Origin of the sequence: Streptomyces turgidiscabies Car8, assembly GCF_000331005.1 — a bacterium.
GTDB classification, from domain to species: domain Bacteria; phylum Actinomycetota; class Actinomycetes; order Streptomycetales; family Streptomycetaceae; genus Streptomyces; species Streptomyces turgidiscabies.
In genome coordinates this window covers 1-4,706 of sequence record NZ_AEJB01000095.1, presented here as the reverse complement: position 1 = coordinate 4,706, position 4,706 = coordinate 1, and the positions used below count along the sequence as shown (strand labels likewise).

Here is a 4,706-nt window from a genome sequence, read left to right as displayed (position 1 = left end):
TGCCGTCCTCGACCAACTCCTTCTCACCTCGATGACCTCCCCGACCATCTCCGGGTCGAGGGCGCTGGTCGGCTCGTCGAAGAGCATGAGGGCCGGCCTCATGGCGAGGGCGCGGGCGATGGCGACGCGTTGCTGCTGTCCTCCGGACAGGGCGGAGGGCCGCACGGACGCCTTGTGGGCGAGGCCGACCCTCGCCAGCAGGGCGTGTGCCCGTTCGCGTGCCTCGGCCTTCGGCACACCGAGGACCTTCATCGGGGCCGCGGCGACGTTCTCCAGGGCCGTGAGGTGCGGGAAGAGGTTGAAGCGCTGGAAGACGAAGCCGATGTCGCGGCGGCGCTCGGCGACGACCTTCGGCCGTTCCTCGACCAGCTTCCCGGAGCCGGGACGGTAGCCCACCGGGCGGCCGTGCACGAGGATCTCGCCCTCGTCCATGGTCTCCAGATGGTTGAGGCACCGCAGGAACGTGGTCTTGCCGGAGCCCGACGGGCCCACGACGACCACGACCTCACGGGCCATGACGTCCATGGACACGCTGTCCAGGACGCGTACGGCGCCGAAGCTCTTCACCACGTTCCGGGCGGACATCACCGCCGTAGTGGTTGTTTCCATGTCAGTTCGCTCCCTTGGTGACGAGCGAGTCCTCCTTGATGAGCGAGTCCTCCTTGTGGCTGGTGACGCGGCCCCCGCCGACGAACCGCTCGCGCAGCGACGTCACGGCCGTCCAGGCGGTGATCGAACAGGTCCGGACGACGGCACGGACCGGCGGCCGGTCGGGCGGCGGTCCGTGACCGTCACCGGAGTTCCGGGACCGTGGATGCGTGAAGGCGGGCCGCGGTGGCCCGCCGATCCGCGTCGTCAGCCGTGGTGCCGTCCCGTCAAGGAGGCGAGCCCGTCCTCCAGGCCCTGACGGAACGCGGACCGCCGCTTGTCCGGCATGCCGTGCAACAGCCGGTCCTCCAGTTTCTGCACCGTCGGCGCGCACGCCGCCAGCAGGTCCTCCCCCTCCCGCGTCAGCCGGGCCTCCATGATCCGCCGGTTCCCCGGGGCATGGGCGCGCTCGATCAGCCCACGCTCCTCCAGCGAGCGCACGATCTCGTGCATCGTCTGGGGTCTGACGAAGGAGCGGCGGGCCAACTGGGCGGAGGAGAGTCTGCCTCGGTGCTGAAGCACGGTCAGGGCCGTGTACTGGAACGTCGTGAGCCTGAACGGCCGCAGGGCCTCGTCCATGAAGGAGCGGATGGCCAGTTCGAGTTGCTTGACGAGATAGATCGTCAGCGGGCCCTCGTGGCTCTCGGGGTCCGGATCGGGAGCCGGATCCCGATCGGCTGCCTCCGCCATCGTTCGCACCTCTTGGTCGGTCGTCGGGGCGGTCGGGCGAGGCCGTCGTCGAGGTCAGACGACCGGTGTCCGCACCCGATAACCGACAGGTAGTAGTTCCAGGTCACGTCGGCGAGCCACGGTACCCCACAGCCCATGGGGCATCCACAGCGTCATCCCGATGGCGAGGGCGCCGAGCCCGATCAGGTACCAGGTACCTCCATCGGCCCCGAACCAGTCCTGCACCAGGAAGAACACGATCGCTCCGATGATCGGTCCCTCGAAGGTGCCGAGGCCGCCGATGACCACCATGAAGATCATGTACGCGGACCACTGGACCCCGAAGATGGAGTCCGGCTGGACCCGCAGGGTGCTCGCGAGGGTGAGTCCACCGGCGGCGGCACCGCCCACCGCCGCCAGGACGAAGACCAGCCGTTTCGCCGAGGTGACCCGTACCCCGACGGACGCCGCGCCCACCGGGTCGTCACGGATCGCCTCCAGCGAAGCCCCCAGCCTGCTGCGCAGCAGCACGAACACGGCCAGCAGCAGCACGCTCATCAGCGCCAGGGCGAGCCAGTAGACCTGGGCCTGCCGCACCGCCGGATCGGTGGCCGACAGATCGGTGAGCGAGCGGCCCGAACCGCCGCCCAGCGAAGGCGTGTTCACCACGAGCAGCCGGAAGAACTCCGCGATCGCCCACATGCCGATGGCGAACTGCCCGCCGGTGAGCCGGAACGCGAGCAGCGAGGTGGGTACCGCGACGGCACCCGCGAGCAGGGCTGCCAGGACGACCGCGAGAAACGGGCTGACGCCTCGGTCGACGAAGAGGAAGACCCCGTACGCGCCGAGGCCGATGAAGCCCTGCTGGCCCACGGAGACCAGACCGGCGTAGCCCGCCAGCGCGTTCCACATGGCCGCGAGGATGACGAGGACGAACAGGGTCGTCAGCTTCGCGGTCACCTCGGGCGTGAAGGCGAAGGGGGCGAACGCCAGCGCGAGCAGCAGGGCGGCCAGAGCACCGGACGCCGTACGGGAGACGGGCGTCCACCGGTGGATGGTCGCGGTCGCGGTGGCGGTGGCCCTCGGTGGTGCGGTGGTCATGTGCGGCTCCTTGTCATGCCGAGCAGTCCCTGCGGACGGAAGGCCAGGACCGCGAGGAACACCGCGTGTCCGGCGATGATGGAGAAGCGCGGATCCGCCTGGGCGCCGACCGTCTGGGCGACGCCGAGGACCATGCCCCCGACGAGCGTCCCCCACAGCGAACCGAGCCCGCCGATCACGACGACCTCGAAGGCGAACAGCAGCTGGGTCGGCCCCATGGAAGGGCTGAACGACGACCGCATCGCGAAGAACGCGCCCGCCAGACCGGCGGTGGCGACGGCGATGGCGGCGGCCCAGGCGTACACGCGGCGGCTGTCGATCCCGACCAGTTCGGCGGTGTCCGCGTCGGCGGCGGTGGCGCGGATCGCCCGGCCGATTCCCGTACGGGCCAGCAGCAGCTGGAGCCCGCCGAGCAGCGCGACCGCCACCGCCACGGTCAGCACACCGAGGTACGGGATGCTCACCGACGACCCGAGCTGGAGGCCGGCCGTGGACAGCCAACCGGCGTCCAGGGAGCGGCTGTCGGCGCTGAAGATCTCCAGCAGCGCGTTCTGCAGCACGATGGCGAGACCGAAGGTGGCCAGCATCGACGACATCTCGCCGGTGCGCAGCGCCCTGCTGAGGATGCCCCGCTGCAACGCCACTCCGACCAGGCCCATCACGGGCAGGACGAGCAGTACCGCGAAGAACGGGCTGATGCCGAGGGTGGCGGCCAGCACCGCGACGAGGAACGCGCCGAGGACCGCGAGGTCGCCGTGGCTCAGGTTGACGGTCCGCATGACGCCGAACATCAGGGAGAGGCCGCAGGCGAAGAGCGCGTAGACACCGCCGAGCATGACGCCCTGCACGATGGCGTTGATCCAGTTCATGCCGGCTCCTCCTGTACGGTCGCCGCCGTGGCGCGGCCCAGCCCGAAGTACGCCTCGACGACCTGTTCGCGGGTGACGTCGTCGGCTGGTTCGTCCAGGACGACGCAGCCTTCGAGCATGCACAGCACGCGCCGGGCCACCCCCAGGGCGCGGCCGAGGTCCTGCTCCACGAGCAGCACGGTCGTACCGCCGGAGAGGATCGCGCCGAGTGAGTCGTAGAGGGTGTCGACCACGATGGGCGCGAGGCCCAGCGAGACCTCGTCGAGCATCAGCAGCCGGGGGTTGGTCATCAGCGCCCTGCCGATGGCCACGGCCTGCTGCTCGCCGCCCGACAGGTTGCCGGCGCGCCGCTTCAGCAGACCGTCGAGCAGCGGGAAGGCGGCCACGACGGCTGCCAGGTCCCACGGGCCGGGGCGCCGTACCCGGGACGCGACCAGGAGGTTCTCCTCCACGGTGAGGTCGGCGAAGAGCCGCCGTCCTTCCGGGACCAGTGCGATCCCGGCCGCCACACGGTCGTGGGCCCGCCGGGCCGTCATATCCACACCGTCCAGGCCGATGCGACCCTCGGCCGGCTGGTGTGCTCCGGCGACGGCACGCATCAGGGTGGACTTTCCGGCGCCGTTGGCCCCGACCACCGCCACGACCTCGCCCTCGTCCACGGCGAAGGAGACGTCGCGGACGGCCCGCAGCAGACCGTGCCGTACTTCGAGGTTCTCGACCGTCAGCAGACTCATGCCGCGCTCCCGAGGTAGGCCTCGACGACCCGGGGATCGGACATGACGGCGTCCGGTTCGCCTTCGGCCAGGACCCGGCCCTGCGCGAGACAGACCAGCCGGTCGATCACCCGCAGAAGCGCGTGGATGACGTGCTCGATCCAGACGATGGCGATGCCGTCGGCGCGCAACTGCTGGATGGTGGCGATCAGTTCGTCCGTCTCGGCGTCGGTGAGACCACCGGCGATCTCGTCCAGCAGCAGCACCTGCGGATCGGTCGCCAGCGCCCGGGCCATCTCCAGCCGCTTGCGTTCCAGCAGGGTGAGCGCGGCCGCGGGCCGGTTGGCCTGGCCGAGCATGCCGCAGCGCTCCAGTACGCCGAGCGCGTGCTGTTGCGCGGCCCGGCGCCGGTGCGAACCACCCTGCACCGACGCGACCAGTACGTTCTCGTAGGCCGTCATGCCGGTGAAGGGGCGCGGTACCTGATGGGAGCGGCCGATGCCGCTGCGGCAGCGGCGATCGACCTTCCAGCGGGTCACATCCTGCCCCTGGAAGGTGACACTGCCTTCGGAGGGGGCCTGGGCGCCGGAGAGGATGTCGAGCAGCGTCGTCTTTCCCGCGCCGTTCGGGCCGACGATGCCCAGGGCCTCGCCGGGGCGAGGGTGATGTCGATGCCTTCGAGGACGACCAGGCTGCCGAAGCGTCG

General features: G+C 70.6%; 6 protein-coding genes. All 6 read right to left on the bottom strand.

What is annotated here, in order from left to right:
- On the bottom strand, positions 1–609 hold a 609-nt coding region (locus tag STRTUCAR8_RS05365; RefSeq protein WP_078507119.1), incomplete at its 3' end, for an amino acid ABC transporter ATP-binding protein.
- Between the two features lie 246 nt (positions 610–855).
- On the bottom strand, positions 856–1,338 hold the full coding sequence (locus STRTUCAR8_RS05360) for a MarR family winged helix-turn-helix transcriptional regulator (RefSeq protein ID WP_006374432.1): 483 nt from the start codon (positions 1,336–1,338) through the stop codon (positions 856–858).
- Between the two features lie 54 nt (positions 1,339–1,392).
- Complete coding sequence (locus STRTUCAR8_RS05355) at positions 1,393–2,418, bottom strand: branched-chain amino acid ABC transporter permease (RefSeq protein ID WP_006374433.1); 1,026 nt, start codon at positions 2,416–2,418, stop codon at positions 1,393–1,395.
- The gene (locus tag STRTUCAR8_RS05350) at positions 2,415–3,287 is read right to left on the bottom strand and encodes a branched-chain amino acid ABC transporter permease (protein ID WP_006374434.1); all 873 of its coding nucleotides are present in this window, start codon (positions 3,285–3,287) and stop codon (positions 2,415–2,417) included. Before STRTUCAR8_RS05350 ends, STRTUCAR8_RS05355 begins: the two co-directional genes overlap by 4 nt.
- Positions 3,284–4,021, bottom strand: a complete 738-nt coding sequence (locus STRTUCAR8_RS05345) for an ABC transporter ATP-binding protein (RefSeq protein ID WP_006374436.1) — start codon at positions 4,019–4,021, stop codon at positions 3,284–3,286. Before STRTUCAR8_RS05345 ends, STRTUCAR8_RS05350 begins: the two co-directional genes overlap by 4 nt.
- On the bottom strand, positions 4,018–4,706 hold a 689-nt coding region (locus tag STRTUCAR8_RS05340), incomplete at its 5' end, for an ABC transporter ATP-binding protein (RefSeq protein WP_006374431.1). The genes STRTUCAR8_RS05345 and STRTUCAR8_RS05340, both read right to left, overlap by 4 nt.

Excerpts from the sequence above, each read along its gene's own strand:
- STRTUCAR8_RS05360 (WP_006374432.1), bottom strand. The coding sequence starts at position 1,338 with ATGGCGGAGGCAGCCGATCGGGATCCGGCTCCCGATCCGGACCCCGAG.
- STRTUCAR8_RS05345 (WP_006374436.1), bottom strand. The coding sequence starts at position 4,021 with ATGAGTCTGCTGACGGTCGAGAACCTCGAAGTACGGCACGGTCTGCTG.
- STRTUCAR8_RS05350 (WP_006374434.1), bottom strand. The coding sequence starts at position 3,287 with ATGAACTGGATCAACGCCATCGTGCAGGGCGTCATGCTCGGCGGTGTC.
- STRTUCAR8_RS05355 (WP_006374433.1), bottom strand. The coding sequence starts at position 2,418 with ATGACCACCGCACCACCGAGGGCCACCGCCACCGCGACCGCGACCATC.